Genomic DNA, 25,425 nt, shown 5'->3' with positions numbered 1-25,425 from the left:
ACAGAGGGAGACACCGTTCATGAAACATCGCTTGCTTGCCACCAGCCTGATCCTGTTCGCGCTCGCCCCTCCGGCTCTGGCACAGGCAACGCAGCCAAAACCCGTGACGGATCTTCTGAAAGACCGCGATGCGCTTCTGACCGAAGAAAACACGACACCTCAGGAAGAAGCGACGACGCAGCACCCGCTTGCCTTCATGTTCGGCGAATGGGTCGGCACATCCACCGGCGCCACGCCTGATGGCAATATCTACACGCTGAAACAGACCGAACGTGTCGGCCCCATTCTGAATGGCCAGGCCGTTGTCATTGAGGGCAAAGGTTATAAAGCCAATGGCGAGGTCGCGCTGAACACGTTTGCCATTATCTCCCCAACAGGTCCGGAAAATCGCTGGGAGATGCGCAATTATGTCGGCACGCATGCTGGTACATTTCCGGTCGTTCCAGCCGAGGATGGTTATGCCTGGGCAACACCTGCAGGCCCTGATGCCCGCATTGTCTACCGCGCGGAAATCAAGGATGGCCGCTGGCAGGAGACCGGCCAGCTCCAGCGCGACGGACAGGCCGTGCGGTCAACCTTTTCGATGGATCTGCAACGCGTTGGCGACACCGACTGGCCCGCCGGTGACCCGGTCAATCCCGATCAGGCCGACTAAACCGCCTCAGGCAATCCGTCCCAATTGCCGGTCGCAGTGCCGATTGTAGGATTTGCGCAGACTTTCCAGCGCATGACGCATGATCTCGCGGTCTGCATCATAGGATGTCTCGATCGTGATACCGCGCAGCGACAGGATCAGGATCCGGTGCTGCAGGCGAAAGTCTTCCAGATCGGATACACCCGCCGCGCGACCGTTTTCCAGCGCGATCCGATCGATTTCCTGCTCAATCACTTCGGCAATCGGACGCAGACCAGCCGCCAGATCGGTATCCCAGCGGGACGCGAGCAGAATCTCCGTCATCGCCGTGCCTTCCTTTTTGCCTTGCGCTTCCCAGGCCACGTCAAACATGGCGCGAAGACGGGCTTCCGGATCATCGATCTCGCTCAGGCGCTCAGCAGAATGCGCCATCATGGCGCGCATTGCGCCTTCTGCGGCTGCGATCATCAGATCAAGACGCGTCGGAAACTGGTTGAGCACAGAGCCGCGGCTGACACCGGCCACACTCATGACGGCGTCCACAGAGGTTGCCGCATAGCCTTTCTCATGAAGGCAGGTAATCGCGGATTCCAGCAAAAGCGCGCGCGTCGCCTCACCCTGACGGTTTCGCCGACGCCGGGTGGTTTCGAAAGAACGGGATTGGGCTGCAGACTTCAAAGACACGTTCTGGTTATTGTGTCATCCGCCCGTAACGTCAACTCAGAACGACATATTAGTCAGTATTGACTAACTTAAATTCCTCTGACACGCTGCGTGAATAACAAAACGGGCAAAATAAGCCCGACAAAAAGCATCATTTCCCGGGAGGAAAGCAATGAGTGACTCTACAACCATCAGTAAACCCACGTCCAATGCCGGCGGTTTCGAGATTTTCAAGACAGCAACAGCCCCAACTCTGGACGAAGAAGGGCATATGACACCTGCGGGCATGACGCCCGAAATCGAAAAAGGCATCGCGCTGACGGTGGAAGCGACCACCAAAGACGGCGGCAATATCGTCAAATGCCTGTTCTCCCGACCAGGCTTCAGCCTCACCTATGCGTGGTTCAAAAGTGGTTTCCCGCTTCCGCTTCACACCCACAATGCCGACTGCCTCTACTACATTACCGCAGGCACGCTTCAGCTTGGTAATGAAACACTGGGCGCAGGCGACGGCTTTTTCGTCGGCGCTGACAAGGCGTATCGCTACACGCCGGGCCCCGAGGGTGTGGAAGTCCTGGAATTTCGCCACGAAGAAGACTTCGACATCAAGTTTCTCGCGAAGTCCGTCGGCATCTGGGAAAAAATCGCAGGCGTTCTCGCTGACAAACAGGATGTCTGGCCGGACGAAGTCCCGCCAAGCACACGCAACTAATCAGGATCAGGGTTTATTGAATGTCCAAGAACCGTTTTGACGGCAAGATTGCCGTCATCACCGGTGCCGCATCTGGCATCGGTGCCGCGACCGCACGTCTTTTTGCAAGCGAAGGCGCCCTGCTCGTCCTGGCTGATATCAATGCAGAGGCCGGTCAGGCCATGGTTGATGAACTCGGCGCAGACAAGACAACATTTGTCACCTGCGATGTCTCGAAGATGGATGACATCGGCAAGCTGATCCAGACAGCCGTCAACAAGCATGGCCGCATCGACATCCTCTTCAACAATGCCGGCATTGGCAGCTTCGGCACCAGCGTAGAGATGACGGCTCAGACATGGGAACAGGTGATCGCGGTGGATCTGCACAGCGTGTTCTATGCCTGTCACCACGCCATTCCGCACATGTCGCCGGGCGCGTCCATCGTGAACACAGCCTCGATCTCTGGTCTGGGCGGGGATTACCGCTTTGCTGCCTATAACGCAGCCAAAGGCGGGGTGGTGAACTACACCCGCGCGCTCGCCATGGACCATGCCCGCGATGGCATTCGCGTGAATGCGCTCTGCCCCGGCCTGATTGATACGCCGATCACTGCCGCGACAAAGGAAATCCCGGGCCTTGCCGAAGACTGGACCAGCCGCATTCCGATGGGACGCGCTGCCCAGCCCGAGGAAATGGCGAGCGTCGTCGCGTTTCTTGCCTCCGATGATGCGTCCTATGTCACAGGCACCATCATGGTGGCGGATGGCGGCACCACGGCCTGCACCGGCCAGCCCGAAGTCGCACGCTTTGTCGATGATCCAAAAGCTCTGATGTAGGAGACCGCTCATGCGTGCTGCCGTTATGCAAGGCAAAACCATCGATGTGCGAACATTGCCAGATCCCGAACCCGGCTCCGGCAAACTGCTCGTCAAACCCTTCTACACCGGCATTTGCGGCAGCGATCTGAGCCTGCGAAAGCAGATGGCAGAAGCCGAAGACGCAGTGCCAGCGGCCAATCGCGACGCACTGCCGCAAATCGTGCCGGGCCATGAATTCTGCGCCGAAATCGTCGACATCCCGAAAGCGACCGAAACCGCCTTCCGGGTCGGCGATCTTGTCACCTCCATCCCCTTCACGCATGCCCATGACATGCCCCAGACCATTGGTCTCTCCCCAGAGTTCAGCGGCGGTCTTGCCAGTCTGACCTGTGTGGATGCTGTGCGCAGCTTCGCCGTGCCGGACGGGCTGGAAACAGACCTTGCCGCCCTGACGGAGCCCCTCGCCGTTGGCCTGCATGCTGCCAATCTGGCCAGCCGCAACAAAGGGCCGAATGTGGTGATTGGCTGCGGTCCGGTCGGCCTTGCGACCATTTTCGCGCTCAAACAACAGGGACGCGGCCCGATCCTCGCAGCAGATTTGTCGCCGGAACGGTCTGCCATCGCTGAAAAGCTCGGCGCTGATCTCATCGTCAATCCAGCCGAAACCTCTGCGCTCGACAAATGGGACAAGCTCGGCTTCACGCCATCCATGATGTCGCCGCTCTTGGAGCGTGATTTCAGGGGGCTGCCGCCCGGTGCCAACATCTTCGAGTGTACGGGCGTCAAAGGCATGCTGGATCAGGTCGTGACCGTCGCCCCCCAGCACAGTCACATCATCGTCGTCGGCGTCTGCCCGCATCAGGAAACCGTTACGCCACTGGAAGGCATTGTCCGCGAGCTCACCATAGAGTTCAGCTTCGCCTACCGGCCACTGGAATTCCAGGCTGCCATGCAGTCCATTGCCGATCAGCCAGACCTCGCGCGACTGTTCATCACCAGCCGCCGCCCGCTGGCAGAGACGCAAAGCGCCTTCGATGCCCTCGCCAAGCATCCTGATGAGATCAAGATCCTGATCAATCCCCAAGCCTGACAGGATAAAGCCAGACGAAAAAAAGAGGCCGCCAGTTGCCCGGCAGCCTCCTCGCGTGCGCTCGGCCCCACCCGAGCCGGTTTGGATGTCAGTTTCCGAAGATTGAGCCCAGAACGCGGTCGACGGCCCGGCGCCGTTCCTGATCGAGCCGATCCTCGATCTGATCACCGGTTTCTTCCTGGATCTGGCCTGCCTTGTCGTTCACATACGGATTTTCGGCGCCTGTCTGTCCCTCGGTCATCATGCCGAGATCGCCAAAGCCACCCATCATGCTGCCCATGTCATCGAGGCTCATCACCTTGTAACCAGCAGGCACTTCGAACAGCACCGGCGATTGCGGACCACGACGGACCTCGCTCATCTCAAACAGCACATCACCGTCACCGCTGACGCTGTTGAGCCAGATCCCATCACTGGTCATGCAGCTTTTATACTCTTCCACCTCGCCCGTTTCGGACTGCTGGACATAGCTGTAAATCGTGCAGGACATGCCCGCGACCGTGTCGCGACCGATTTCCGTCGCGAACTCGTCCGCCATAGGTGTCGGGCTCGTTGTCATGGTCATCGCCATGCGCATGGGCGGCTGCACATTGCCCGTCGGGAAGGTGTAAAACGTGCTGTCTTCCATATTCATGATGACCGCAGACCCGGTCGGCGCGCCGATATCCTCAGCTGCGATATCAATGCGGATTTTCTTGTCTGAGCCGCGAATGGTGACCGGCACGGTCTTGTTTTCCCAGGCATACTGGCCCTGCCCGACATAAGACGCGGTCATTTCAGGCGGCGCGGCATTGGCAGCCAGCCCGGCGCCACCAAGGATAAGCGCGCTTGCCAGAGCGCCTGTCATGCTCTTGAATTTCATATCTGTAGCTCCCGATTCCTTCGACCTTGTGAAGGCCCTTCATCAGTCTCCACACAATCGGACGCAGAAACCGGACATGCCCCGCTGCAAAAAATGCGTCCCACTGACCGCGAGACGGATAGTTGATCCACGCGGCTCGACAAATCGCGCCAGCCCATCACGCTTTCAATTCACGAAGGAGAACACCCATGGTTTGGAATCGTCAGAACGCCGGTCTGGTCTCAACCCTTGCCCTGTCGCTCGCGCTCATGTCCTGCGCGCAGGAAAATACGCAAACAGCGCCGCCCGCAGAAACGCCTGTTCCTGTCACAGAGACAGGCACGCCAGCACAGCAAGCGGCGAGCTTCCAGCCGAACACGCAGGCCGTCACGGACTTGCTGGAAAGCGCCGTGGCAGAAGAGCGCATTGCAGGCGGGATTGTCGTCATTCACCAGAATGGCGAGGAGATCTATTCCAAAGTCGTTGGCATGGCAGATCGGGAAGCCGAAACCCCGATGTCGCGTGAAGACACACTCTTTCAGATTTACTCCATGTCCAAGCCTGTCACCGGCGTTGCCCTGATGACGCTCTACGAAGACGGCAAGTTCCAGCTCGACGATCCGCTCTCCAAATACATTCCGGGCTTTGAAGACATGCAGGTCTTTGAAGGGCTCGATGAAAACGGTGATCCCATCCTCGTCCCGGCCGAGCGCGAAATCACCATTCTTGACGTGCTGACGCACACAGCCGGCTTCGGCTATCGCGTCTATGCCGAGCCTGCTGAAGATGACTATCTGAACGGCCTCTACTGGACGGTTTACCCGCTCAGCGATGACAAGACCCTCGAACAGATGGCAAGCGAAGTCGCAGACCTGCCGCTCTACTTCCAGCCCGGCACGCAATGGCAATACAGCCTTGCCGTCGACATGCAGGCACGCCTGGTAGAGGTACTCTCCGGCCAGTCCTTCCATGACTATCTGCAGGCATCTGTCCTCACGCCGCTCGGCATGGACGGCACCAGCCGTTTCCTGACACAGGCAGAGATTGACCAGCTCGCTGCAGGCTATTCCGCCGCGCCGGAAGGCGGCCTCGTTCGCATGGAAGACGACATGTTCTATGCCTACAACAACAAGGAGCACCCGCTCGAAACGGGCGGCGCAGGCCTTGTCATGCCGATTGATGACTATGTTGCCTTCGCACAGATGCTCGCCAATGGCGGCAGCTATAAGGGCGTCGAAATCCTGAAGCCGGAAACCGTGGAGCTGATGGCCACAGACCATCTCGACTGGCCGATGGACAACGTCAACACGCTCGGAAACGAGGAAGATCTCGGCTTCGGCATCGACTTTGCCGTGCGCCGCAAGCCTGCTCAGTCTGCCGAGGGCCTGTCCGGCCCACTCGGTGAGTTTTACTGGGACGGCTTTGCCTCAACCTTCTTCTGGGTCGATCCGGTCAACGACATGACCGCCGTGATGATGGTGCAGAAAGTCCCGTTTGACGGCGCCCTGCACAAGGATTTCCACGACGCCGTCTATGCCGGCACAGAATACGCCGCGCCGACTGAAGCGGAGTAAGCCGTCAGTCCTGAGCGGCGTCGCCGCTCAGGTCTTTCAGAATGATCATCCAATGGTCGAGCCCGCCATAGAACTGGTCAACCAGTTTGCGCTCGTTCAGGCCATGGGCAAAGGTGTCATTCGGTTTGGCGCCGCTGCCGCCAATACCGAGCGTGGTATAGCCATAGCCGCGATAATGCATGCCATCGGTTCCGCCGGATGACATGTACGGCACGATTTCCACCTCATCGAAGCCGCGCGCTTCGAGCGATTTGGAGAGCGCCGCCAGCACATCCTCGCGCATGCCGGATTCCGGCGTCTCGGTCACATCGCCGATGATCTCGAACTGGACGTCCTCATTGGCAATCACCTCTTCCAGACGTGACTGGGTCAGCTCCACGCCTTCGCCTGGAAAGATCCGGCAATTGACGGTCGCTGTCGCAGATTGCGGCAAGGCGTTTTCGGCATGGCCCGCGCGCAGCATGGTGGCGATACAGGTCGTGCCAATTGTGCCGACCGTAGACGGGTCCTTGCGCAGGAGTTCGATCGCTTCTTCATTCGTCGGGTCTTCAGAGAAGGTGCGCATCGCCCAGCCCAGCCGGTCCAGGCGCTTGCGCCCCGCCGTGCCGAGGAAAGAGCGCGTCAGCTTGCTTTCATTGACCGGAAATTTATAGCCCTCAATGGCTTTCAGCGCGTCGGCGAGTTCATAAATGGCGTTGTCAGCCCGTGGACGCGAGGAATGGCCGCCCGGATTTTTCACCGTGATTTCAAAGGTCGCATAGGTCTTCTCCGCGCCCTGCACCATGAAATCGACCGGCGCACCTTCTTCGTTCAGCGTCAGCCCGCCTGCATCCGAGTTCAGCACAAAGGCCGGGTCGATATTGTCCGCCACCCATTTTGCCTGCGCCATAGTGGAGGTCATGCTGGTTTCCTCATCTCCGGAAAAGACCAGCACCAGATCACGGCTCGGCACATAGCCTTCCTGCTTCAGGCGCAGAAAGGTCTGGGTCAGATTGGTCAGCCCGTATTTGTTGTCAGACGTCCCACGGCCAAAGAAATAGCCCTCTTCCTCGACCAGCTGAAACGGCTTGCGCACCCAGTCTTTTTCCAGCGCGTCGACCACATCCATATGCGCCAGCAGCACGATGGGTTTGGCGACCGGGTCTTCGGCGCGCAGCCACACCATCAGCCCTTCGACGGTTTCGCCTTCACTGTCATATTCGGTGACGGCGATATCGTCTTCGGCAAAGCCTGCCGCTGTGAATTCGCTGACCAGATAATCAACCACCTCCGGCACTTTGCCCTGACCGCGCGCCGAGCGGATCTCGACAACATTCTGATAGATCTCGCGGGCCTTCGCCTCGGCAGGTGTGAGATCATCGGCACAAACAGCCGGACTGAGAACGGCCAGTGTCATGGCAGAGGCAAGAGCAAGCGATTTCAGCATGAGTGGCATTTCTCCGTGACACGTGACAGGTCGATCATTTGAAAAGCTTAGCACCCACCGGACAAAACGCCATCGAAAAGCACGCCAGGGTTTTCGCATCGACAGGACATTGAGCGCGAGATCACTCACCCGCCTCCTCGCCGTCACCAAGGTATTCAGCCAGCACCGCATGCATCTTGTGCAACTCGGCATTGAACGCTTCGTGATACCTCAACATCATGGCGATCGTGAAAGTGGCCGTCTCAAGCTCTCTCATCAGAGCCTGATTATCCGCTGCTTCGTCAAAGCTGGTCAGAAGCCTGCGCGAGCCATCATCCCAGGCGAAATCGACGTTTGTGAAAACCTCCCCCAACGCACCCATATACACGCTGCCAAGGTTCGCGATGCTCGTGTCGCTACCTTCTAGATAATCGGCGAATTGCAGGATCTGATCTTTCAGCCTCGCATCATCGACCAGTGCGATCTGCCCGCCTTGCAGCTGGTCAAGCGTTGCTCGTATCGGACAAAGGTCTGTCCACGCGCCAATCTCCAGGAACCGCTTGCGAAACGCGTCCTCGCCGCCCTCGCCTGGCTGCCGGGTCCTCAATGCTTCAAAGATTCCCCTCGCCCGATGGAGGTTGTCCTGCATATAGGTCAAACAATCGGCCTCGTTCTCGAGAGAGATTGTCATCTCCTCATAGAGCCGCTCAACAAGTCTTTCACCCTCAGCGCGCTGCGCCCGAGCCGCATTCCAGTTGCCGAGCTGAATACCGAGATAGACACCCATCACAACGATCAAGGTCTCGATGGCGACGGCGAACCAGTCCTGCTTGCGGATGGATGTCGCGAGACGACGCAGGATCATTCGGAAGCCTCCAGCGTTTCCAGATAGGCGTTCAGACGATTGGCGACGGATTCCAGATACATCACGTAATAGGTCTGCGTTTGCGCTGAGTTGGAGACCAGTGCGACAAGCTCAGGATTGTTACAGACCCTCTCAAGTGTGCGAAATCTGATGAGGTCGATTTTTCCTCGATCCTCAAACTCATCCACAATCAGATTCAGGTCATCGGACTGAGACATGCCAGCCTGGTAATAAAGTTCCTCCGCGGTTTGTTTGGTAACGAGATATCGCTGCCATTGTTGTGTGATGAACTTCATTTCATTGGCGATGTCGCGTGTCGCCATCTCGACGCTAAGCGGTGACAGGATGGACATGCGCCCGGACTCGACCAGCCCCTCCGCCGTCGGCAGTGAGAAGCGTGGAGGCGGAAAATCACCAACAGCCAGGATCGCCAATTTGATCCGATCATCGAGCGTCCCGCAGCGAGCCTCGTCTTCCATCCATTTGATAAGGCCGAACGTCTCCAGATAGTTCGCACGGTGAAAGGCCGTGTAGTTTTCCAGTTCCGACAGAACGGCCTCGGTTTCTGACTGCAGGCGTTCCTTAACAGTCTGCGCCTCATTCTGATTGAGACGCGCCGCATTCCAGTTGCCGAGCTGGATACCCAGAAATACACCCATCACGACAATCAGCGTCTCGATGACGACGGCAAACCAGTCCTGCTTGCGGATGGATGTCGCGAGGCGTTGAAGGATCATGGACTTTCGACCTTCCCCACGAAGGATGGCTCACAGGGGCGCCCTGAGACCCGCGCCACCTCCGCGCACATCCTTTCCGCGCTTTCGAGTGTGCCTGACCACCATTCGGTCAGCGCAAGCTGACTTTGGTGACCGAACAGGACGTGCTCCAAAAAATCCGGATTTCGGACCAGCGTCTCGGTATCGAAAACAATTCGACGCTGCCTCGGCGCAGCTTCATCGAACACGCTGGAGACCCCTTCAAAGGATGTGATTTCAGGTCTGCGCAGCAGGAACTCACGCACATAATCGGTCTGTCCGGCCATGTAGTTGATCTGGGAATAGTAACTCGCCACCGCCGCCCGCATCTGCGCATCACCGAGCTCTGCAAAAAGTCCCGTACTGATGAGCTCGTCATACACAGTCCGGGTCGGTGTCACCGACGGCGCTACGGTGACAGACCTCAACGCAAACTCGAACGTCACGCTATCAAGCTCGTCGCAACTGCCGCCATCAAGGCACCGCAGAGCCAGAACACGCTCCTGATTTCGCTGTTCGAAATTTTCGGTAAAGCTGGCGACGAAGCCGACAACCTCCTCGACTTCATCCTGCAGCCTGTCAATTGCGGCTGCCTTCTGAACGTTCAGGTGACGTGCTTCATTCCAATTGCCGAGCTGAATACCGAGATAGACACCCATCACAACGATCAGCGTTTCGATAACGACGGCGAACCAGTCCTGCTTGCGGATGGAAGTGGCGAGACGGCGCAGGATCACTGCAATCGCTCCGTCTGACCGCTCCGTTCGTATAAGCTCTGCATTGCTCAGTTCCCCGCCCACCTAAACCTATGCATACTTTGACGGGAACGTCTAAATTTTCAGCCGTGAAACGGGTAAACCTCACGAAAAAGCCCTGAGAGCATGCTCTCAGGGCCAGTCTCAAGGCACATACGACCTAGCCGCAATTGTCGAACTGCGCGCGCACGAGCTGAAGCCCGCGGCGTGTGATCTGATATGGCCTGCCACCCCGTGATGCGATGGCACGTTTGCGCTTCAGCTTGCGGAACAGATGTGTGTCCAGTTGCGGATAGCGCCAGCCATCTCGCGTGAAGCATTCATAGATCAGGTCGTTATTGTCGTCTTTGAGTTTCTCGATCCGACCGCCCTGTGCGAGCAGATGGAGAATGCGCTGTTCAGCGCGTGAGATATCCATGTTTGAGAATTCCGGTTTGCGCGGCAAAAGCCGCAAACAGACATACGCCAGCCGGAACACCGGCGGCGGCTCGTATCTGTTCTGCCCGTCGCTGAAAGCTCAGCTTCGGGCTAACCGACAATCTCTAGTGATAAATGCATCAAAGCTCCGTTGGAGCGGGATATATAGGGCATGGCGGCGCGTTTGTCAGGGGGGGATTTCTTGCTCGGCTGTATGTTTCGGGTCCTGCTCATCACAAGCGACGCAAAGGTAAGTCCCTCTCCTGGCAGGAGTTAGTATTCCTGCCTTCACAGGGAAGTAGGTCGGATCAAGGTCCTAGACCGGATCCGACAAACACACCTCAAGCGTCGGGTCCGCTTCGTTTGCCCCCAACTACCTCAGTCTTCATACATGCCACCCACATAGGCGACCGCGCAGGCGCCAGACGCCCTCACCGGAGGTGAGGATCAGCGTCCGAGCAAAACGAAAACAACACACTCATTCCTGCAAAGGCACGAGTTTCAAAGGCCAGTACGCAAACACCCCAATGCTTTGCATCCCAAGAACAACTCAATCAAACAGGTGATATGCAACCATGCGTCCGGTACTTTTGAAATTACCATATGGGAGAGTTCGCTTCCCTTCCGTGATCAGCAACAAGTCCTCTGGCGCAAGCGTTAAACACCCGCCATGTGGGTGGGTCCACAGAATATCTTTTGTAGCAATATCAACTGCATAGACATTCTGATCCGTACTTACAATCACAGCGTTGTTGGTTGAGATTGTGTTGCACTCGAATATTTCAGAACCAGTCGGCGGCGTCCATGACCACACCACGTCACCATTTTGTTGATCAATCATATCCAGACTGGAAGGTTCATTTCTGGCAACGAAAAGGTGCGTTCCATTGAAAGCAGGCTGAGTGAAATAGTTATTGCTCGTTACCCATTGAACACTTTCATTCACGATCGAGAAATTCACAAGAGGTCGCCCTTTATGGTATCTCGCAGAAAAGTGCTCTCCGATCGAAAGGGAGCTGCTATAAGCAAACACGTTCTGATCTGAACCAATTATTGGGCTCGAAACGTAGTCATATCCTCCCCAAACGTAGTAGGGGTCAACAATCGATGCTTTTCTGACACCAGTCAGTCGGTCGAATACTTCCAAGTTTCCAGAATAATAGTATACGTTTTCGCCATCTACAGCAGGCGCTTCCATATTGGAAATTCCAGTCGCCGGAACGCCTTTAGTTTCCCAAAGCAAGCCGCCTGATGAAACATCGTGTCCATAAACCGTGTCAAAGAAATAACCAGCAGCAGTGTAAATCTCAGAGTCGTAAAAAACCGACGGCAGGAATTTCGACCATTGGGACGCAATTGTTAACGTGCGGACATCGGCTCCCGTTGATGCATTTAAAAGCTCAAGCGGAAGATTTTCGCTAGATGTTTCCTGCACAGCAAAGGCGACCAAACCGCCAGAAACCGCTGGCGCACCAATCGCGTTCTGCCCCGTATAATCGCGGCGCCAGCTTTCGGTGCCGTTCGTCGCATTTATCGCATACATGACATTCTGACCCACGCTAGAGCCTGTATTCTGAGCAAACTGTTCGGCGATAAAAATGCGTTCGCCTTCTGCGACAGGTGGCGTCAGGAAACCAAACCCATCACTTTGCCACGACCATGCCTCCGAAATAGAATTCGGCGCTATTATGAGGTTGGCATGAGCATTTTGAGAGGGGTTTCTTTGATAGGTTTCCCAGTTTTTGAGGGTAACCTTCAAGTCAAAGGTATAGGTCTTTGTTGTATTCGGATGCACCGAATTACAATTTGAATCTGCACACAGGCGGAACTTGATTGCATCTGTGTAGGAACCTGCTGCCAAGGCCGGGTTCCCGAGCAGAGAGAATGACAATCGATATTTATTACTCCCAACCGTTTGAATGCCGCCATTCAGTTCCAACAAAGACGTGTCGAATTCAACGTCGGGAATGATTGAACCAGTCGCAGATCCCGTCACACTAACATCGAAGCTGAACGTAAAATTCGTATCGTCTTCGACTTGTTTAAAACTCCCGCCCTGAGGCATCGCAACCTGCAAGCCAGTTGGCGTTGGTGTTGGTGTCGGCGCAGACGAACCACCTCCGCCACCAGAACACGCCCCCAAAAACCCTAGTGCCATGGCTGATGTGATAAAAGAAACTGAGTGCTTTATAGACATTTTCTAGTACTCTAAAATTATAGAGGCGCCGTAAAACACAAGTTTAGAACGGAGTTAAGGCGCCTCACGTCCTGAACTAATTCGATACGGAATAGGCCGTGATGACCCCGGTGCTGCGAAAGTAATTCTGAGTTCCGGTTGCTGGAACAACACCTTCCTGAATGATCAGCTTGTCCTTGGATGCAACTGATACACAACCAGGCGCATCATGTTTCCAGACTTGTGTCCTTGTCGCCAGATCGATGGCATAGACAGCCTCATCTGTGCTGAGAAACGCCAGATTGTCCGTCACCATTATATTGCAGTTGAAGGAATTGGCCTGGGCAGGCAACGGCCACGACCAAATCACATCACCGGTTGTCGCATCAATCGCATCCATACGATCATTTTCCGGACCTGCCGCATAAACGACGCCGTTCGCATGCGCTAAGCGAGTTAAGTAACTTCCCTGAGTTCTCCACTCGATGTCACCCGACACGAAGTTTACTCTGACAATCGGTCTTAAAAATGTAGGCCGAGGACTAAAGTGAGCAAAACTCCCTCCAGTTCCGGTATAACTAATAATGTTATCGTCATCGATCGCCATGATTGCTGAAGCGAAATCATAAGTTCTGAACGGAGCCAGAGGGTCTTCGATCTGGCGGATTATTGTCCCGGACAACCGGTCAATCTGGTTAAACCGTGAGGCTGAAAACGCAAAAACGCTTTCGTCAGTTGCCGCCACGGCCTGTCCACGCCCCGTCCAGGTACCGTTGCCAAGCGATCGGCTATAATTAAGGGACCTGTTTGAAATACTAATGGAATCGACCGTACCGGTAAGATTCCAAAGCAAATCAAACACATCATCTTCATAAGCCGTCAAACCGTAGAAAAAAGTTGCCTCGGTTCGATAGCTTGCTTCCTTGAAATCGAACTCGCCAGTCTCTGGATCAATAAAAAGAATAACGCCGCGACCGGGTAAGCCAGCCTTCACAAGCACCTTGCCGCCTCCGAATGCTGCTCCTGACTGCCCCTCACTGTCGGGCCCCGGCACGATCTCCCAGTCGGTCGCACCATCCTCAGTGTTGAGCGCAAAAATTCGAAGTGGTTGCTTTGAAAAAAATGGCGGGTCCTGTCGAACCGTTTCAGTCAGATATATCCGACCAGCACCGGATGCGAGCGTCGTAAAGTTCTGTTCATCAGGGAGGGACCGCTTCCAAGCCTGCACAAATTTCGATGGATCCAACGTGGCTGCAACATAGGCATTATGGGAGGCATTTCGTTGAACACTAGTCCAATCCGCGAACGGACTATCGATGACATAATTAAATTTTGTTTCGGTATTCGGAACGATTTCGTTGCACGGACTATCTTCACAAACCCGAAAGTTCATTTCGCCATTTTGGGTCCCGAATTTGAATTCAATCCCATCAACAAGCTTGAATTCGAGCTTGAACTCACCGGCACCCAAATCCTGAATGCCAAGCGGCAGCTGAAACATACCTTCGTCGAAATCAACGTCGAGCGACTCTGCGCCATCAACATCGCCTTCAATTTTAGCCGTCACAGAAAAATCGAGAACCTTGGTTCCCTCAACGGCAATATACTGACCCGACGATGGTGTCAGTGTTAGCGAAACTGGTGTAGGTGTAGGTGTAGGCGTTGGAGTTGGCGCTGGTGTAGGCGTTGGAGTGGGAGCGCTTCCAGACCCGCCGCCACCGGAACAGGAAACCAAGAGGCCAGCCGAAACTGCCACAGCCAACGTCGACACAAAACGATTCATATACTTACCCCAACACTACTCAACTGGAGTAAATACAGTTTTGAATTGTTAGTCTATCACTATTCTAACAATAATTGCGCGCCATTCTTCCCGCCTAAGCCAACCGCTCTTTCGTGGTCGTGAAGCGAAGGTCCGGATTCTTGTCCATGGTGTAGTTCGCATCCCAGCTATCCTTGCCGAGATAGACCGGATCGCCATCAAGGTCCGTACCGGACTGAGACTTGTTCTTGTCCATGAAAGCATCAAGCTTGTCTGCATCGCCGGAAATCCAGCGCGCCACATTGTAAGGCGCTGTCTCGAATTCGACCTCGAGACCATATTCCGCAGCCACACGCTCTTTCATCACTTCAAACTGCAGCGCGCCAACCGCACCGACAATCATGTCTGAACCGATGCTCGGGCGGAAGAGCTGCGTCACACCTTCCTCGGCGAGGCTTTCCAGCGCCTTTTTGAGGTGTTTCTGCTTCATCGGGTCTTTCACCCGCGCCCGTCGCAGAAGCTCCGGCGCAAAGTTCGGAATGCCCGCAAACTTGACGTCGCCGCTTTCAGAGAGCGCATCACCCACGCGCAGTGCGCCATGGTTTGGAATGCCGATCACATCGCCCGGATAGGCCTGGTCGGCGATCTCACGATCCTGCGCCAGAAACATCATCGGATTGTGCACATTCAGAAGCTTGCCGGACGAGGTTTTCAGCTTCATGCCGCGTTTGAACTCTCCGGAAGAAATACGGAAAAAGCCAACACGGTCGCGGTGGTTCGGGTCCATATTCGCCTGGATCTTGAAGATGAAGCCGGTGACCTGTTTGTCATCGCGCTCAATCACCTTCTCATTGCCCTTTACCTCGGCCTTTTGCGGGCGCGGTGGCGGGGCAAATTCACCAATTGCAGACAACAGCTCATGCACACCGAAATGGCGCAGCGCTGAACCGAAAATGACCGGTGTCATATGGCCTTCCAGATAGGACTGATGGTCAAACTCCGGCAATCCGTCAGCGGCCAGTTCTGCGGTCAGCTCCAGCTCTTCCAGAACGCTCGGATCGACCCGGTCCGCGAGCGAATTCGAGCCATCCATCTTGATGCGCTCTGCAGCGTCCGGGTGTTCCTTGGAATCGGCCGCCAGCTTTTTGAACAGACAGAATTCTCCGGTGCGCAGATCCTTCATGCCCGCAAAGCGATTGCCGCTGGCCGCAGGCCAGTAGAGCGGCGCCACATCCAGAGCGAGTTTTTCCTGAACCTCTTCGAGAATGTCGAACGGGTCCTGCGCTTCGCGGTCCATCTTGTTGACAAAGGTGATGATCGGAATGTCGCGAAGCCGGCAGACTTCAAACAGTTTGAGCGTTTGTGGCTCAATGCCTTTCGCCGCATCCAGCACCATGATGGCACTGTCAGCCGCCGTCAGTGTCCGGTAGGTATCTTCCGAGAAGTCTTCGTGGCCCGGCGTATCGAGCAGGTTGAACATATTCCCTTCATGCTCGAACGTCATGACCGACGCCGAGACCGAGATGCCGCGATCGCGCTCAATCTTCATCCAGTCCGAACTGGTGCGGCGGCGCTCACCACGCGCAGCCACCTGTCCGGCCAGACGGATCGCACCGCCTGCCAGCAGCAGGTTCTCCGTCAGCGTCGTTTTACCGGCGTCCGGGTGAGAAATAATGGCAAAGGTGCGCCGACGTGCGGCTTCTTCAGGCAGGGATAAACTCATCCGCGCGATTTAGAGGGGAATGAGGCGGATGTCGAGGCAGCCCGCCCCCTTTCCCTGTCCAGACGCGACAAACCCGCCTTGCGAAGAATTAATTCTTCATTGTGTGGAGAAATACAGTCGTAAACTCGTAATTCGTCATGATCTTGCCTATGTTTGCCCGCATCTTCACTTTGAAGGACAAGATTCGGAGCACTTATGAGCTGGTTCGGCCGCATTCTCGGCAAACTCACCAATCCCAAGAGCAAATACGTCACGCCAGGGCTGGAAGAAAAGCTGAAGCCATCGGCGCCTCTTACCGACTCCGATGAACAGAAAATGCGCCGCCGCGAGAGCGAAATCCGCCTGCGCGGCGAAGGCATTCCCCTCAACAGTGACTTGCCGGATGTGCCTGCCGCAAGCGATGTATCGCTGCGCTCCTCGCGCGAAGTGGCTGACCGCGCGCTCGCCCTGACGCTGGTCGGCATGAAAGCACACGGCATGGACCATGAGGTGATGCTGGAAATTGTTCGCGAACGCGCAGCGGAGAACTGTTTTACTGCCGATGAGCACGCTTTCATCATGACACCGGCACCTGCCCCGGCGGACCTGGAGCGTTTCGCCAGCAGTTTTGAAGCCGCCTGGGCGCTGATCTGGGCCTTGCGGCTGGTTCGCGAACCGCTTTCGACCCCGCGTGATGTCTGCAATTTTGATCGCCTGATCGAAATTGTCCGCGATACGCCTGATCTGTCGATTTATGACCTGCGTCGTCCATGTCGGATACTGGACAAGCTTGATCTGTTTCTTCGCTATGACTGGGCGGTCAAACAGGCGGCACGCAATGGCATCAAGCCACCGTCACATCTCAATCCGGCCGTTGCCATGGAACGCTACCACGCGCTGTCATGGCTCACCTGCCAGATCGATTACGAAAACTGGGAAGACGACGCGCTCGCGGCCTAGTCGTCTGGAGAAATGGAAGCCCCGTCAGGATTTGAACCTGAAAATAGCCGGCTTGCAGGCCAACCGCGTTGTCTTTTTCGCCACAGGGCTCCAAACCGTCGTCTGGACGTTGTGCCCAGGTTCCCCCCCCGAACACGAATTCAGTTTTACGCGGCGCGGGTTAACAGACCTCAACGCCCTGTGATTGAATTTGGGCTAAACAGGTTTTCGTTCGGGCCGAATGGAAAAATGACGCCCACCCGGCCTGAACAGACAGAAAAGACTAGCCTTCAGCGCCTGTTTCGCTTTCCGGCGCCCGCGCAAATTCCTTCGACCGACAGATCAGGCCGCCCATAATGCACCCGGCAACCGACAGCGTGTCACCTTCGACCTCGCCTTTGCCGGAATAGGTCTTGCCCTTCTTGGTATAGTCGGTGATTTCGCCCTCATATTTTCCGTCTTCGGTCGGGGCAAACTCGCCAAAGGTTTTCCCGGCATGCTCGCCGTCAATATATGTCAGGCAATAGCCAGCTTCGCATGCCGCAGCCTCGGCCTTGTCGCCGGATGGCATGATCCAGACGCCTTCAATCGGGTCAGCATGAGCAGCTGCGGTGAAGGCGAGCGCGGCACCTGCGGCCAGAATGGCATGTTTCATGGGTTTCCTCTCAAATATAAAACTCAAATTATCTTGTCAGAGCACTGACCGCCTCTGAGACCGGCGTATCGCCATCCGTCAGCTCAATCAGTTCATGTTTAATACTGGGCTGGCCTATCAGTTCCGCAAGCACGCGGGCAACATTCCCCCGTGCGACATTTCCGTAAGGAACGGCCAGTCCGAGCGACACCTTGCCGTCGCCGTCTTCGTGCTGCAGCGTACCCGGTCGCAAGATCACCCAATCAAGCCCGCTTTGAACCAGTGCCACATCGGCCTGCTTCTTCACGCGCATATAATGTTCAAAGCCCTCATTCGGCTCACCGCCGCGCCCTGCCTCGGGGAATGCAGAGACGAGATATACCCGTTTGGTGCCGAGCTTCTGGCAGGCCTGGATCAGCTTGACCGGCCCCTGACCGTCAATCTTGCTCGTGCGCTCTTTGCCACTTCCAGCGGCACCGGCGGAAAACACGACGATATCAGACCCACGAATGGCATCCGCCATATCATCAGCGTTCATGTCCATCAGATCGCCCGAGACTGGACGAACGCCCTCGTTTTCGAGATCCGCCTTCTGCTCGGGCTTGCGATAGAGACCAGCAACCTCATGACCTGCCTCGATCAGCATGGGCGCGAGCCTGTGACCTACACCGCCTGTGACACCAATGATGAAAACCTTTGCCAAAGCCTGCTCCTGTTTTGACCTGTGATCAGAATGCAGAGGAGCCAGACCACTCAAAGCGTGCTGGCTCCCCTCTGAATTCAATTTGCTTCGCCGTTTTATGGCGCGACAGCGAAAACGGTTTCAACATCGATTTCCGGCGTTTCCATAAAGTCCTTTTCGACTTCGCCGCGGATCTCGACCAGCGTTGTATCGTCAATCGGCGTTTTGAAGTCCTCGCGGTCAATCTCAACGCGGATCTCGCCGCTTTCATCTGCGAACATGTATTTGTCTTCGCTCACCTTTTCCAGAAGGCGTCCCTGAAGCGTCACGAACGCATCGTCTTTTGCTTCGCTCAGCACCGCTTCAACAGTCGCGAACTCGCCTTTTGTCGGGCCTGTATATTGCGCCAGTGCAGGTGTCGCCATGCCGAGTGCTGCGCCACCAACCAAAAGGCTTTTCAGAATATGATGTGCCATATTTTCTCTCCCTGTGTGATGTGAATTGCCTGACATTAACGGGCTCAGACGGTCTGCGTTGCACGCGTCAGACCAAAGTTCGATCACACGTGTGTCAGCCAACCGAACGCAGCTGCCGCAGCGTGACGCATTGCCAAGTGCCAGCGTGAACGGCACCCTCCGGACGACACTCTGGGAGGAAAGCATGTCAGATAAATTTGCAGGTAAAGTCATCCTGATCACCGGCGCAGCAAATGGCATCGGCAAGGGCGCGGCCATGACATTTGCTGCCGCTGGCGCAATCGTTGTCGCGACCGATCTTCAGGCGGATACAAGCGAAGCACTGGTCAATGGGATAAATCAGGCCGGCGGTACGGGGCATTTCATCGCCCATGACGTCAGCAGTGAAGACGCCTGGATCTCAGTCATCGATGAGATCAAATCCAGATTCGGTCGTCTCGACATCGTGATCAACAATGCCGGCATCGGCTTTACCGGCCTTGTGACCGATATGGAGCTGTCCGTCTGGCAAAAGATGATGGCGGTCAATGTGGACGGCGTTTTCCTCGGCGTGAAGCACAGCCTGCCTCTGATGCGGGACACCGGTGGCGGCAGCATCATCAACGTCTCCTCCGTTGCCGGGATCAAAGCGACGGCGAACTTCTCCGGCTATTGCGCGACGAAAGCTGCTGTCAAATCCTTCACCAAATCAGCCGCACTGGAAAGCGCAGCAGCGCAGGATGGTGTGCGGATCAACTCCATTCACCCCGGCATTATCGATACGGCCATCTGGGATACGCTGATCGGGACCACAGAAGACGGCTCAAACGAAGTCCCTCGCGCTGCCACACTTGGCGGCATGACCGCCGAAGGCGTTCCTTTCGGCCGACCAGGCACCATTCAGGAGATCGTCAACGGCATGGTCTGGCTCGCTTCCGATGAGAGCAGCTATATGACCGGCGCCGAGCTTGTTCTCGATGGCGGCTTCACAGCGGGCTGATAGCGAGCTGCCGGAGCAGAAATAACCATCCGCCTGCTCCGGCCTCTGTCAGAGAAAATTCGGTCCCCGAACATCACAAATCTCTGATTGGTCGAACTCCTGAAGCTTTCAGACATTGGTCTGTAAACAAAGGAGTACACACATGAAAATGAGACAGCTCGGCCAGACCGGCCTGGAGATTTCACCCATCGTCTTTGGCGGCAATGTGTTCGGCTGGACGCTGGACGAGACGGAAAGCTTCAAAATGCTGGATGCGTGCTTCGATCAGGGGCTGACGACCATCGACACAGCAGATGTGTATTCGCGTTGGGCGCCGGGCAATCAGGGCGGCGAAAGTGAGACACTGATCGGCAACTGGCTCGCCGCTCGCCCTGAAAAACGCGAGAAAATGCAGATCTTTACCAAGGTCGGCAACGATATGGGCGACGGCAATGGCGGATTGTCCAAACGCTGGATCAAACAAGCCGTCGAAGACAGCCTGTCGCGTCTGAAGACCGATTACATCGATCTCTATTTCTCTCACAAACCAGATCCGGAGACGCCGCACGAAGAAACGCTCGCCGTCTATAAAGAGCTGCTCGACGAGGGCAAAATCCGCTCCATCGGTGCCTCGAACTATGATGAGAACCTGATGGAAGAAGCCCAGAAAGCGGCGAAAGAACACGACCTTCCATCTTATCAGGTGATCCAGCCCGAATACTCGCTCGTGTCCCGCGGCGGATTTGAAGGCCCACTCCAGCGTTTCTGCATCGACAATGACATTGGCGTCGTGACCTATTTCTCGCTCGCCTCTGGCTTTCTCTCCGGCAAATATCGCTCGAAGGAAGACCTGGAAGGTTCAGCACGCGGCATGATGGTGAAGAAATACATCGAGAATGGCGGTCTTGAGATTCTCAAGGCACTCGAGGAAGTCGCAGCACAGGTCGATGCGACCATGGCGGAGACAGCCATCGCATGGCTGCTGCATCGCGACGGCGTGACCGCGCCAATCGCCAGCGCTACAAAGCAATCGCAGCTCGACAGCCTCATCAAGGCAGCAAGCCTGTCCCTGAGTGACGAGCAGGTCAAAACGCTGGAAGTCTTCTAGCGACATACTTGGTAGATCGAGTCAGATCAGCTCGGTCTACCGATTCCCCTTTATGGTCGAGAGATACCGCTCCCGGCAAACTCGGGACCATCTGATTGCTTCGGCAGGGTCTCATTCGCTCTGCCCCACCAAGCAAGCGATATTCCCAAGCGATTCTCCAAAACTGATTTGGCGTTCGGGTCTTCGATATCATACTCGACGAATTTAGGATCATCTCTCATGATGTAACGAATAAATTCGTAATGGTTTTCGATCCAATTACGTAGTGCATCATTTCGTCTAACGTACTCTGCAGGCAGCCCCGGCGCCCCTAAATTGGAAAACCGCTCAAGCATAGGGCCTAATTTCGACGGCCCTCTCCACGTTTCTATACTTTTAACGACATGAGCTGGATTTCGATAGTTTAAGATAAAAGTACATTCAGGGTACTGCAATCTTATCTTTCGCAATAGTGCGAAATGACACTGCGGCCAAAGAGAACGAATTTTTCCAAGAAAATCCGCCTGTGTGATTGCTTCATATTCTTCTAGTGATTTAAAAATCAGTCTGTCATTAAAAAAATTGTTATAGATTACTCGCCCGACAAACCTATCAGTTCTTCGGCATTTCCAATGAACTGATGGAATACCCGAGCAATTAAAGGCTTCATGCAACGTTGTCGTACCTGATTTTGGAAGACCGACTATGAAATATTTCATCAGATTTTCTTAAATTAAACGCTATTCTAAAATCACATAAAACTACGCTACCACCTATTTCAATCCTATTGGGATTTAAATTTTGGGCAGCATTTAATAAAAGATTTAATATTATAGCTCGGCCCCGAGAAAGCGAGGGCGACGCGCACATGGCCGTCGCCCTTCTTCTTTTTTTTCCTCCCAATCAGGTGAACTGCTTGGTCAGTTATCTGTCTGGGCGATCGCCTTCAAAAACAGCCACGCCAAAGGCATCTCCCACCGCGCCTTACTTCAAGTAAAACACGAATTTTCGATTACTCAAAGCTCATAAAGCGAATCGTTAAGACGAACTTAACCATTCCAAACCGTGACAGACGGACTGGTCGCTTCTAGGCTTCCGTCACATCTTGCGACAGGATTGCGCCATGGCATCTCTTCTCATTGTTTTCCATTCCCGCACGGGCGGAACCGAACAAATGGCGAAAGCTGCCGCCAAAGCCGCAGGTGAAGAAACCGACGTCATACTGAAGCGCGCCGACGAGACCGAACCGGAAGATGTGCTCGCCGCTGACGGCTATATCTTCGCGGCGCCTGAAAACCTTGCTGCCTTGTCCGGCGTCATGAAGGACTTCTTTGACCGCTGCTATTATCCCGTTCTCGGGAAAGCCGAAGGACGCCCCTATGCGCAGATGGTCTGCGCCGGATCAGACGGCGAAAACGCCGTTCGACAAACCGCGCGTATTGCCAAAGGCTGGCGTCTGAAAATGGTTCAGGAACCCATCATCATCTGCACGCATGCACAGAGCGAAGCCGAAATCCTCGCTGACAAAACCATTCCGGAAACAGATCTGGAGACATGCCGCGAGCTGGGCGCGGCGATGGGGGCTGGTCTCTCCATGGGCGTGTTCTAGGGCTGCGCCTCATATCCTGGCGGCTCACCAAATTCATCCATCCACCAGGGCGTCTCATAGTCCGGCTGGGGCATCTCGAACAAAGTCCGGAACGCCTTCAGCATGGCAGGATGCAGGATCGTCGCGTGCGTCTCGGTCGCGCTGAAATCGTGAAACGCATAATCGACAAAGCTTTCCGGAATGTCGGCCAGCGCAGCGCGCAGCATGTCCATGCCAAACTTCATCATGTCGCCCTCATCTGCCAGCGCCAGAAACAGCCGCCGCTCAGATGGTGCGTGCAGATCAAGCTGCGCGCGCGATGAAGCCGCGAGATTGCCGCCATCCCACCAGAGGCTTGGCGACACAGCGATATAGTCATCAAACGCGTCGGGCGAGCCTAAAAACGTATCAACCACGAAGAGGCCAGCCAGGCTTTCACCGGCCAGCACGCTACGCGGCCCGGTCCGGTAACGCGCTTCAATAAAGGGCTGCACTTCCTCGCGCAGAAAGGCACGGAAATCTTCGGCGCCACCCGCCTGCGGGAAGCCATGCTGAAAGCGTGCATCCGTTGGATATGTCGTCAGCTCATGCTGGCGGTCTTTCGTCTCAACCCCCACAATGATCAGGGGCTCGAAGGTCCAGGACAAAGCCCCAAGCTGAGCAAGCCCCGCAATATGCTGAAAGTCCTGATCCAGAGCGCCATCCAGCAGATAGACCGTCCCACCGATTTCCCGGCCTTCCTCATAGCCTGCCGGCAGCCAGACATTGATCTCGCGCACATCGCCGAGCACGTCGGACTGCAACATATACTGCGTTCCGATGATGATGGGCGTCTCGTCCTGCGCCTCGGTTTCTGCCCATGCGGTGAGCGAGAACAGGCTCGCAAGCAATGAGAAACAAAAAACACGCATGTCAGCATTCCCTTTTCGCGTCAGAGGCGAAGATACACCGCCTTCATAGCAAGCGTGTAACACCTTTGAACACAAGGTCTTTCTACAGAGCTTGTTCACCGGGCTCAGCCGGTTCAATACTCACCACACAGGGCAAGGCATCGGGTCCGGCAACTGGGGAAGATCATGGACTGGACAGAAATCGCGGGCTTCATCACGGGCGCAGCCTGTGTGTGGCTTCTCGTACGCGGCAGCATCTGGAACTTCCCGGTCGGCATGGTGAACTATGTCCTTTTCATCATTCTGTTCGTCAATGCGGGTCTTTATGCCGATGCGGGCTTGCAGGTCGTTTACTTCGTCCTCGCCTCTCTTGGCTGGTACTGGTGGCTGAAAGGCGGCAAGGAACATGAGGGCGTTGAGTATTCAGACCCTTCCCCGCTGCAATTTGCGGGCTGCGCCATTGCCATCATCGTCATTGCCGCAAGCCTGCAATGGCTGCTTCACCGCTATACGGACTCAACCGTCGCCGGATGGGACGCGCTCACGACGGCCATGAGCCTGACAGCGCAGTTCATGCTGTCGCGCAAATGGATTTCAAACTGGTGGCTCTGGATCGCGGTCGATCTGATCTATATCCCGCTCTACATTTCAAAGGGACTTTGGCTGACGGCCTTTCTCTTCCTCATTTTCCTGGGGCTCAGCATTGCCGGACTGCTCGAATGGCGTAAAGCAAAGCGCGAAGCAGATCAGCGCAACAAGGCCGCCGAGGTAGAAGTGTGATTGTCGAAGCCCTCTGGCCGGTTCTTCCTCCCGGCTTTCGCTCCAGAATGGTCCGCCGTGTCATCGTTACCGGCGCCGAATCGACCGGCACAACGACGCTCGCTCTGGGACTGGCCGAGATCCTCAACTGTCCTTACGTGCCCGAATATGGCCGTGAGTATACCGAAAAGCGCCCCCCCGTCGCCAGCAATCCATGGCGCAGCGAGGAACTCGTTGAGATCGCGCGGGTACAGAACGAACTCGAAGAAGAAGCCGCCCGTCGTTCTGACAATCGCTGGCTGATCGGGGACACCGATGCGATGACCACCGCGTTCTGGCATGAGCGCTATTTCGGTGCCTATTCAGACGCCGTGGATGCGGTCGCAAATGCTCAGATCCGCCCCTATGCCTATATTCTCACTGGCGATGATATCAATTTCGAGGCCGACAATATTCGCGAGGGCGGCGACGAACGTCATGAATTGCAGGAAAAGCTTCGCACAGCGATCCGCGCCACCGATATTCCATGGATTGAGGTCCATGGCGGCGTGGATGAACGCCTGACACAGGCCATCGACTTTCTAGAAACACAATCAGGCCAGAAGATCAGATAATGTTCCCGGTCGAGCCCGCAGCCCTTCTTCCTTTCCTAATCGGTGTGCTTCTGGTCGAAGCAACACCCGGACCGAATATGGGGTATCTGGCTGCGCTCTCCGTCAGCGAGGGACGGCGCGCCGGAATGAAGGCTGTTCTGGGCGTCACGCTGGGGCTTTCGGTCTATATGATCGCCGCCGTTATCGGCGTTGCGCAAATCGTTGCCCGCCTGCCGCTCGTCTATGCCATTTTGCGCTGGGCCGGCGTCGCCTATCTCCTCTATCTTGCCTGGCAAGCCTGGCAGGAAGCAGATGAAACCTCTCCTTCGGCTTCTGAGGATGGGTTTTCCGCCCCCTTCTGGCGCGGATTTCTGGCAAATGTCCTCAATCCGAAAGCGGCCGTGTTTTATGTCTCGCTTCTGCCAACCTTCATCTCAGCAGAGCGCGGACAGTATTGGGTTCAGGCGCTGATCTTCGGATTGTTGCACATCATCATCAGCGTCCTGGTGCATACCACCATCGTTGTCGGCGGCGCGCACGCTGGCGGATTGCTCGATGATGGCGTTGGCAAAACACGCCTGCGTCGGATCATGGCGCTTATGATTGCAGCCGTTGCACTCTGGCTCGCTTGGGAAACGCGCCAGGGTTAACTTATCGTCATCTGAACA

General features: G+C 55.7%; 27 protein-coding genes and 1 tRNA gene. 12 read left to right on the top strand and 16 right to left on the bottom strand.

Annotated features, from left to right (window positions below):
* Positions 1–19 precede the first annotated feature (19 nt).
* Positions 20–655, top strand: coding sequence for a DUF1579 domain-containing protein (locus tag ACFQDM_RS00370; protein ID WP_377373977.1), 636 nt, complete (start codon positions 20–22; stop codon positions 653–655).
* A gap of 6 nt (positions 656–661) precedes the next feature.
* On the opposite strand, the gene ACFQDM_RS00365 is transcribed toward ACFQDM_RS00370, so the two are convergent.
* Positions 662–1,312 (bottom strand): TetR/AcrR family transcriptional regulator, encoded by a 651-nt coding sequence (locus ACFQDM_RS00365; protein WP_377373974.1) that lies wholly within the window; start codon positions 1,310–1,312, stop codon positions 662–664.
* 157 nt (positions 1,313–1,469) lie between these two features.
* Here ACFQDM_RS00365 and ACFQDM_RS00360 point away from each other — a divergent pair, with 157 nt between their 5' ends.
* Genes ACFQDM_RS00360 through ACFQDM_RS00350 form a run of 3 tightly spaced genes read left to right on the top strand, consistent with a single transcriptional unit; the run spans position 1,470 to position 3,899 of the window.
* Positions 1,470–2,009 (top strand): cupin domain-containing protein, encoded by a 540-nt coding sequence (locus ACFQDM_RS00360; RefSeq protein ID WP_377373972.1) that lies wholly within the window; start codon positions 1,470–1,472, stop codon positions 2,007–2,009.
* Positions 2,010–2,029: 20 nt separating this feature from the next.
* Positions 2,030–2,827, top strand: coding sequence for an SDR family NAD(P)-dependent oxidoreductase (locus tag ACFQDM_RS00355; RefSeq protein ID WP_377373969.1), 798 nt, complete (start codon positions 2,030–2,032; stop codon positions 2,825–2,827).
* 10 nt (positions 2,828–2,837) lie between these two features.
* A complete protein-coding gene (locus tag ACFQDM_RS00350; protein ID WP_377373966.1) occupies positions 2,838–3,899 on the top strand; it encodes a zinc-binding dehydrogenase in 1,062 nt (353 codons plus the stop codon).
* An 88-nt stretch (positions 3,900–3,987) separates the two neighbouring features.
* On the opposite strand, the gene ACFQDM_RS00345 is transcribed toward ACFQDM_RS00350, so the two are convergent.
* Positions 3,988–4,761 (bottom strand): hypothetical protein, encoded by a 774-nt coding sequence (locus ACFQDM_RS00345; protein WP_377373963.1) that lies wholly within the window; start codon positions 4,759–4,761, stop codon positions 3,988–3,990.
* 188 nt (positions 4,762–4,949) lie between these two features.
* Between ACFQDM_RS00345 and ACFQDM_RS00340 the strand changes: the two genes are divergently transcribed.
* The gene (locus ACFQDM_RS00340) at positions 4,950–6,314 is read left to right on the top strand and encodes a serine hydrolase domain-containing protein (protein ID WP_377373961.1); all 1,365 of its coding nucleotides are present in this window, start codon (positions 4,950–4,952) and stop codon (positions 6,312–6,314) included.
* Between the two features lie 4 nt (positions 6,315–6,318).
* Here ACFQDM_RS00340 and ACFQDM_RS00335 read toward each other — a convergent pair whose 3' ends face one another.
* From ACFQDM_RS00335 to ACFQDM_RS00300, 8 genes are all read right to left on the bottom strand, one after another.
* On the bottom strand, positions 6,319–7,740 hold the full coding sequence (locus ACFQDM_RS00335) for a M20/M25/M40 family metallo-hydrolase (RefSeq protein ID WP_377373960.1): 1,422 nt from the start codon (positions 7,738–7,740) through the stop codon (positions 6,319–6,321).
* 121 nt (positions 7,741–7,861) lie between these two features.
* Entirely contained in the window at positions 7,862–8,584 is a 723-nt protein-coding gene (locus ACFQDM_RS00330) for a hypothetical protein (protein WP_377373957.1), read from the bottom strand.
* On the bottom strand, positions 8,581–9,321 hold the full coding sequence (locus tag ACFQDM_RS00325; protein ID WP_377373956.1) for a hypothetical protein: 741 nt from the start codon (positions 9,319–9,321) through the stop codon (positions 8,581–8,583). Before ACFQDM_RS00325 ends, ACFQDM_RS00330 begins: the two co-directional genes overlap by 4 nt.
* Entirely contained in the window at positions 9,318–10,139 is an 822-nt protein-coding gene (locus ACFQDM_RS00320; protein WP_377373953.1) for a hypothetical protein, read from the bottom strand. The genes ACFQDM_RS00325 and ACFQDM_RS00320 overlap by 4 nt, the downstream gene beginning before the upstream one ends.
* A gap of 115 nt (positions 10,140–10,254) precedes the next feature.
* Complete coding sequence (locus ACFQDM_RS00315) at positions 10,255–10,512, bottom strand: YjhX family toxin (RefSeq protein ID WP_377373950.1); 258 nt, start codon at positions 10,510–10,512, stop codon at positions 10,255–10,257.
* Between the two features lie 549 nt (positions 10,513–11,061).
* A complete protein-coding gene (locus ACFQDM_RS00310) occupies positions 11,062–12,669 on the bottom strand; it encodes an outer membrane protein assembly factor BamB family protein (protein WP_377373948.1) in 1,608 nt (535 codons plus the stop codon).
* A 115-nt stretch (positions 12,670–12,784) separates the two neighbouring features.
* Entirely contained in the window at positions 12,785–14,470 is a 1,686-nt protein-coding gene (locus ACFQDM_RS00305; protein ID WP_377373945.1) for an outer membrane protein assembly factor BamB family protein, read from the bottom strand.
* Between the two features lie 94 nt (positions 14,471–14,564).
* A complete protein-coding gene (locus tag ACFQDM_RS00300) occupies positions 14,565–16,172 on the bottom strand; it encodes a peptide chain release factor 3 (protein ID WP_377373943.1) in 1,608 nt (535 codons plus the stop codon).
* 195 nt (positions 16,173–16,367) lie between these two features.
* Between ACFQDM_RS00300 and ACFQDM_RS00295 the strand changes: the two genes are divergently transcribed.
* Positions 16,368–17,111, top strand: a complete 744-nt coding sequence (locus tag ACFQDM_RS00295; RefSeq protein ID WP_377373940.1) for a DUF4272 domain-containing protein — start codon at positions 16,368–16,370, stop codon at positions 17,109–17,111.
* 13 nt (positions 17,112–17,124) lie between these two features.
* Here ACFQDM_RS00295 and ACFQDM_RS00290 read toward each other — a convergent pair.
* From ACFQDM_RS00290 to ACFQDM_RS00275, 4 genes are all read right to left on the bottom strand, one after another.
* Positions 17,125–17,201, bottom strand: a tRNA-OTHER gene (locus ACFQDM_RS00290).
* A 172-nt stretch (positions 17,202–17,373) separates the two neighbouring features.
* A complete protein-coding gene (locus ACFQDM_RS00285) occupies positions 17,374–17,745 on the bottom strand; it encodes a DUF2147 domain-containing protein (RefSeq protein WP_377373938.1) in 372 nt (123 codons plus the stop codon).
* A 28-nt stretch (positions 17,746–17,773) separates the two neighbouring features.
* Entirely contained in the window at positions 17,774–18,427 is a 654-nt protein-coding gene (locus ACFQDM_RS00280; protein WP_377373935.1) for an SDR family oxidoreductase, read from the bottom strand.
* A 95-nt stretch (positions 18,428–18,522) separates the two neighbouring features.
* On the bottom strand, positions 18,523–18,882 hold the full coding sequence (locus tag ACFQDM_RS00275) for a NirD/YgiW/YdeI family stress tolerance protein (protein ID WP_377373932.1): 360 nt from the start codon (positions 18,880–18,882) through the stop codon (positions 18,523–18,525).
* Between the two features lie 184 nt (positions 18,883–19,066).
* Here ACFQDM_RS00275 and ACFQDM_RS00270 point away from each other — a divergent pair, with 184 nt between their 5' ends.
* Positions 19,067–19,861 carry an SDR family NAD(P)-dependent oxidoreductase gene (locus ACFQDM_RS00270; RefSeq protein WP_377373930.1) on the top strand — a complete coding sequence of 265 codons (795 nt, stop codon included), beginning with the start codon at positions 19,067–19,069 and terminating at the stop codon, positions 19,859–19,861.
* Between the two features lie 142 nt (positions 19,862–20,003).
* Complete coding sequence (locus ACFQDM_RS00265; RefSeq protein ID WP_377373926.1) at positions 20,004–20,948, top strand: aldo/keto reductase; 945 nt, start codon at positions 20,004–20,006, stop codon at positions 20,946–20,948.
* A gap of 50 nt (positions 20,949–20,998) precedes the next feature.
* On the opposite strand, the gene ACFQDM_RS00260 is transcribed toward ACFQDM_RS00265, so the two are convergent.
* Positions 20,999–21,646, bottom strand: coding sequence for a sulfotransferase (locus tag ACFQDM_RS00260; RefSeq protein WP_377373923.1), 648 nt, complete (start codon positions 21,644–21,646; stop codon positions 20,999–21,001).
* Positions 21,647–22,050: 404 nt separating this feature from the next.
* On the opposite strand from ACFQDM_RS00260, the gene ACFQDM_RS00255 reads away from it, so the two are divergent.
* Entirely contained in the window at positions 22,051–22,536 is a 486-nt protein-coding gene (locus ACFQDM_RS00255; RefSeq protein ID WP_377373921.1) for a flavodoxin family protein, read from the top strand.
* On the opposite strand, the gene ACFQDM_RS00250 is transcribed toward ACFQDM_RS00255, so the two are convergent.
* Positions 22,533–23,426, bottom strand: coding sequence for an alpha/beta hydrolase (locus ACFQDM_RS00250; protein WP_377373918.1), 894 nt, complete (start codon positions 23,424–23,426; stop codon positions 22,533–22,535). The two genes, ACFQDM_RS00255 and ACFQDM_RS00250, sit on opposite strands and share 4 nt — an antisense overlap.
* Before the next feature lie 165 nt (positions 23,427–23,591).
* On the opposite strand from ACFQDM_RS00250, the gene pnuC reads away from it, so the two are divergent.
* From pnuC to ACFQDM_RS00235, 3 genes are read left to right on the top strand one after another with little or no spacing between them, the layout of a single operon-like run.
* Positions 23,592–24,185 carry a nicotinamide riboside transporter PnuC gene (pnuC, locus tag ACFQDM_RS00245; protein ID WP_377373916.1) on the top strand — a complete coding sequence of 198 codons (594 nt, stop codon included), beginning with the start codon at positions 23,592–23,594 and terminating at the stop codon, positions 24,183–24,185.
* A complete protein-coding gene (locus tag ACFQDM_RS00240) occupies positions 24,182–24,778 on the top strand; it encodes an AAA family ATPase (protein WP_377373913.1) in 597 nt (198 codons plus the stop codon). Before pnuC ends, ACFQDM_RS00240 begins: the two co-directional genes overlap by 4 nt.
* Positions 24,778–25,407, top strand: coding sequence for a LysE family translocator (locus tag ACFQDM_RS00235; RefSeq protein ID WP_377373911.1), 630 nt, complete (start codon positions 24,778–24,780; stop codon positions 25,405–25,407). Before ACFQDM_RS00240 ends, ACFQDM_RS00235 begins: the two co-directional genes overlap by 1 nt.
* Positions 25,408–25,425: the final 18 nt, after the last annotated feature.

The sequence above is a fragment of the Ponticaulis profundi genome, assembly GCF_042659465.1.
Taxonomy (GTDB): Bacteria; Pseudomonadota; Alphaproteobacteria; order Caulobacterales; family Hyphomonadaceae; genus Ponticaulis; species Ponticaulis profundi.
Note: the sequence above shows the minus strand (reverse complement) of the source record. Positions and strands in the feature narration are given on the sequence as shown.

Excerpts from the sequence above, each read along its gene's own strand:
- pnuC (WP_377373916.1), top strand. The coding sequence starts at position 23,592 with ATGGACTGGACAGAAATCGCGGGCTTCATCACGGGCGCAGCCTGTGTG.
- ACFQDM_RS00345 (WP_377373963.1), bottom strand. The coding sequence starts at position 4,761 with ATGAAATTCAAGAGCATGACAGGCGCTCTGGCAAGCGCGCTTATCCTT.
- ACFQDM_RS00255 (WP_377373921.1), top strand. The coding sequence starts at position 22,051 with ATGGCATCTCTTCTCATTGTTTTCCATTCCCGCACGGGCGGAACCGAA.
- ACFQDM_RS00370 (WP_377373977.1), top strand. The coding sequence starts at position 20 with ATGAAACATCGCTTGCTTGCCACCAGCCTGATCCTGTTCGCGCTCGCC.
- ACFQDM_RS00350 (WP_377373966.1), top strand. The coding sequence starts at position 2,838 with ATGCGTGCTGCCGTTATGCAAGGCAAAACCATCGATGTGCGAACATTG.
- ACFQDM_RS00325 (WP_377373956.1), bottom strand. The coding sequence starts at position 9,321 with ATGATCCTTCAACGCCTCGCGACATCCATCCGCAAGCAGGACTGGTTT.
- ACFQDM_RS00300 (WP_377373943.1), bottom strand. The coding sequence starts at position 16,172 with ATGAGTTTATCCCTGCCTGAAGAAGCCGCACGTCGGCGCACCTTTGCC.
- ACFQDM_RS00250 (WP_377373918.1), bottom strand. The coding sequence starts at position 23,426 with ATGCGTGTTTTTTGTTTCTCATTGCTTGCGAGCCTGTTCTCGCTCACC.
- ACFQDM_RS00235 (WP_377373911.1), top strand. The coding sequence starts at position 24,778 with ATGTTCCCGGTCGAGCCCGCAGCCCTTCTTCCTTTCCTAATCGGTGTG.
- ACFQDM_RS00285 (WP_377373938.1), bottom strand. The coding sequence starts at position 17,745 with ATGAAACATGCCATTCTGGCCGCAGGTGCCGCGCTCGCCTTCACCGCA.
- ACFQDM_RS00360 (WP_377373972.1), top strand. The coding sequence starts at position 1,470 with ATGAGTGACTCTACAACCATCAGTAAACCCACGTCCAATGCCGGCGGT.
- ACFQDM_RS00340 (WP_377373961.1), top strand. The coding sequence starts at position 4,950 with ATGGTTTGGAATCGTCAGAACGCCGGTCTGGTCTCAACCCTTGCCCTG.
- ACFQDM_RS00275 (WP_377373932.1), bottom strand. The coding sequence starts at position 18,882 with ATGGCACATCATATTCTGAAAAGCCTTTTGGTTGGTGGCGCAGCACTC.
- ACFQDM_RS00295 (WP_377373940.1), top strand. The coding sequence starts at position 16,368 with ATGAGCTGGTTCGGCCGCATTCTCGGCAAACTCACCAATCCCAAGAGC.
- ACFQDM_RS00355 (WP_377373969.1), top strand. The coding sequence starts at position 2,030 with ATGTCCAAGAACCGTTTTGACGGCAAGATTGCCGTCATCACCGGTGCC.
- ACFQDM_RS00330 (WP_377373957.1), bottom strand. The coding sequence starts at position 8,584 with ATGATCCTGCGTCGTCTCGCGACATCCATCCGCAAGCAGGACTGGTTC.
- ACFQDM_RS00310 (WP_377373948.1), bottom strand. The coding sequence starts at position 12,669 with ATGGCACTAGGGTTTTTGGGGGCGTGTTCTGGTGGCGGAGGTGGTTCG.
- ACFQDM_RS00270 (WP_377373930.1), top strand. The coding sequence starts at position 19,067 with ATGTCAGATAAATTTGCAGGTAAAGTCATCCTGATCACCGGCGCAGCA.
- ACFQDM_RS00305 (WP_377373945.1), bottom strand. The coding sequence starts at position 14,470 with ATGAATCGTTTTGTGTCGACGTTGGCTGTGGCAGTTTCGGCTGGCCTC.
- ACFQDM_RS00265 (WP_377373926.1), top strand. The coding sequence starts at position 20,004 with ATGAAAATGAGACAGCTCGGCCAGACCGGCCTGGAGATTTCACCCATC.
- ACFQDM_RS00335 (WP_377373960.1), bottom strand. The coding sequence starts at position 7,740 with ATGCTGAAATCGCTTGCTCTTGCCTCTGCCATGACACTGGCCGTTCTC.
- ACFQDM_RS00260 (WP_377373923.1), bottom strand. The coding sequence starts at position 21,646 with ATGAAATATTTCATAGTCGGTCTTCCAAAATCAGGTACGACAACGTTG.
- ACFQDM_RS00315 (WP_377373950.1), bottom strand. The coding sequence starts at position 10,512 with ATGGATATCTCACGCGCTGAACAGCGCATTCTCCATCTGCTCGCACAG.